This is a genomic window from Immundisolibacter sp., assembly GCF_041625615.1.
Classification (GTDB): domain Bacteria; phylum Pseudomonadota; class Gammaproteobacteria; order Immundisolibacterales; family Immundisolibacteraceae; genus Immundisolibacter.
The window spans coordinates 1-2,645 of the sequence record NZ_JBFJTF010000205.1 but is presented as its reverse complement, the minus strand read 5'-3'; the positions used below and the strand labels follow the sequence as shown (position 1 = coordinate 2,645).

General features: G+C 69.0%; 3 protein-coding genes. All 3 read right to left on the bottom strand.

Going from position 1 to position 2,645, the window contains the following annotated elements; translation table 11 throughout:
* Positions 1 to 566, bottom strand: a 566-nt coding sequence (locus ABYX71_RS11435) for a polyprenyl synthetase family protein (protein WP_372696621.1), incomplete at its 3' end; no start/stop codon positions are given.
* A complete protein-coding gene (gene crtY / locus ABYX71_RS11430) occupies positions 557 to 1,741 on the bottom strand; it encodes a lycopene beta-cyclase CrtY (RefSeq protein ID WP_372696620.1) in 1,185 nt (394 codons plus the stop codon). The genes ABYX71_RS11435 and crtY, both read right to left, overlap by 10 nt.
* A gap of 161 nt (positions 1,742 to 1,902) precedes the next feature.
* A complete protein-coding gene (gene lexA, locus ABYX71_RS11425; protein ID WP_372696619.1) occupies positions 1,903 to 2,496 on the bottom strand; it encodes a transcriptional repressor LexA in 594 nt (197 codons plus the stop codon).
* Positions 2,497 to 2,645: the final 149 nt, after the last annotated feature.

Below are 2,645 nucleotides of genomic sequence, written 5' to 3'. Positions count from 1 at the left end.
GGCACCTGCTCCGGCGGCAGACGCCACACCACCACCCCCAGGTCCAGCGCCTGACCACGATGGCAGTCCAGCAGGGTGTCGGTGATCAGCTGCGTGCAGCGGCGCCGGCGCGCCGCCGACAGCGGCAGTTCCTCCACCAGCGCCTGCGGCCAGAAGTACAACCAGTTGGCGACATTCAGGGCCGGACCGACCCCAATCACCCGATGCAGCGCCGGCCCGCCACGGCGGCTGTCGGCGCCGTCCTGGATGTCGTCGACGATGAGCGACGCGCTGTGCAGCAGCTCCGGCAGCATGGCCAGCGTGGGCGGCAACTCACCGCGCCCGCCGCACAGGCGCCAGGCGTGGCCCACCAGGCGCGCCCGCAGCCCCTTGCTCGGTCGGCCCAGGAACTCCAGCAGCGGCGCGTACACGCTGTCCTGCAGCACCGCCTCAGCGATCGGAGTGGCCGTACCCGTGCCGATGCCGGGCAGCCGCCGCGCGACGAAACCGGCCAGGTCCACCGACGCGTCGTCCCCCGTGCGCCGCTCACCACCGCCCGCATCCATCAACGGGGATCTCATGAGCATGCCCTCGCCCTCCTGTCGCGTCCCCACCAGGCACTGCCGAACCCGCGCGGCGGTCTCCCGAGCAACAGGCGTGCAGCGTCCAACACGGTACTGCGCTGGCCATAGAAGCGCTCGATGGTGGCCAGCGGCAAGCGATAGAAGCGGGCGAACGGGTGCCACATCAGGTCCGGGCGAAACCCACGGAACGCCAGCAGATTGAGTAACTGCCCAAAGCGGAACTGGCGCGCCTGAGCGTGCCAGGCGGCCTGGATGGCCGGCACCGCCTCGGTGCCGTGACGCGCCAGCAGGTCGGCCACTCGCAGCGCCGCCGGCATGGAATAACCGGTCGCCGGGTGGTACCAGCCACCGCTGTAGCCCAAGGTGAGTGGACGTGCCGGCGCCGGTGGTCGGCCGCGCCAGGGCATGGGCAGCACACCGGACTCCTCGCGCACCACCTGCGTGATGTGCCACCCGTGCCCGGCAGCGTAGGCGCGGATCGCCGCGCGGCAGCCCGCCGCGTCCAGGTCGGGCGTCAGCGCGAAGGCCGTGTCTTCGATCAGCAGCCGCCGTGGCGCCAACGGCAGCACATACATGAAACGAAACTGCGGCCCCTGCGCCAGGCAGGCGTCCATCAGCACCGGGCGGTCGAGGCCACAGTCGGCTTCGAGCGCCACTTCCAGGCCAAGGAACTTCTGGTAGCCGCCGCGCTGGTCCTGCGTCGCGCCGCCACGCGCGTCGATGACGCAATCCGCGCGCAGCACACGGCCATCCACCAGGGTCACGCAATCGGCGGACACCGCCTGCACCGCGCAGCCGGTCAGCAGCGTCGCCTGGGGCCGCTCGGCAAACACCGCGCGCAGCGCCGCCACCAGGGCATCAGCGGTCAGGCAGCGATAAGGCAGGGCGAGTTCGCGGCTGAAGCCCGGGAACGCCACCCGGTAGCCCGGCCATTCGAGCACCGGCAGGCGGCCGAACCAGCCACCGACGTCGCGTGGGACGTCGGCCGCGTGGAAACACCAGGTGTGATTGCCGGCAGGACGTTCGTCGCGCTCGACCAGCGCCAGGCGCAGACCGGGCCGTGCATCGAGCAGTGCCAGCGCCGCCAGGCCACCGTGCAACCCGGCACCCACCACCAGCACGTCATAGCGCGGTGGCGTCGCCTCGCGGCAGCTGGCGGCTTCGGCAACGGTGCTCATCCGGCTCGGCTCCCCTCGCGGCACCCGCAAAAAGCGGGTCAGGTCCGGAGCTTATTAGTTATCGGCCGGTCTCAACACAATGCCAAGCAAAAGTAAAATTTTTGTCAACTGCAGAAAACACCAGCGGCGCGGACAGTGCCCGCGCCGCCGGCGCGTTGCGATCAGTCGAAACTGCGAATCAGGCCGACCACCAGTCCCTCGATGCTGAAGTCCTGGCGTCGCGAGTCGACCTCGATGGCGGCCGGCTCCGCGGCGGCCGCCTCCAGCGTTACCTTGCCGGCCTTGCGGCGCAGCCGACGTACCAGCAGTTCGCCGTTCAGGCGCGCCACCACGACATCACCGTCACGCACCTGGGCGGTGGCGTGCACCGCCAGCAGGTCGCCGTCGACAATGCCCGCGTCGCGCATCGCCACACCACTGGCCCGCAGCAGAAAATCGGCTTTTGGACTGAACATGGCCCCGTTGACCGGCCGCGAACCCTGCTGGTTCTCCGCGGCCAGCAGCGGCGTCCCCGGCACCACCTGCCCCACCACCGGCAGTCCGCTCGCCTTCTTGATACGAATCCCGCGCGAGGTACCGGCCATCAGATCGATCACGCCCTTTCGCGCCAGCGCGCGCAAGTGCTGCTCGGATGCGTTGATGGACTTGAAGCCGAACTTTCGAGCGATCTCGGCCCGCGTCGGCGGCAAGCCGCCGTCGCCCACCGCCGCCGCGATGAAGTCGTATACCTGTTGCTGACGTAAGGTCAGTTTCATTTGGCTAAACCCCTTAGCACCCTGCCTTTCAGAAAACCAAACCGCCGTCAGCCGGTGGCCGCAGCAGCCTCGTCCGGCGACCTCCCAAATCGCCATACCCATTGACAACTACGCAAAGGTAGTGACAACAGCATCTGTTATTAGACATC

Excerpts from the sequence above, each read along its gene's own strand:
- lexA (WP_372696619.1), bottom strand. The coding sequence starts at position 2,496 with ATGAAACTGACCTTACGTCAGCAACAGGTATACGACTTCATCGCGGCG.
- crtY (WP_372696620.1), bottom strand. The coding sequence starts at position 1,741 with ATGAGCACCGTTGCCGAAGCCGCCAGCTGCCGCGAGGCGACGCCACCG.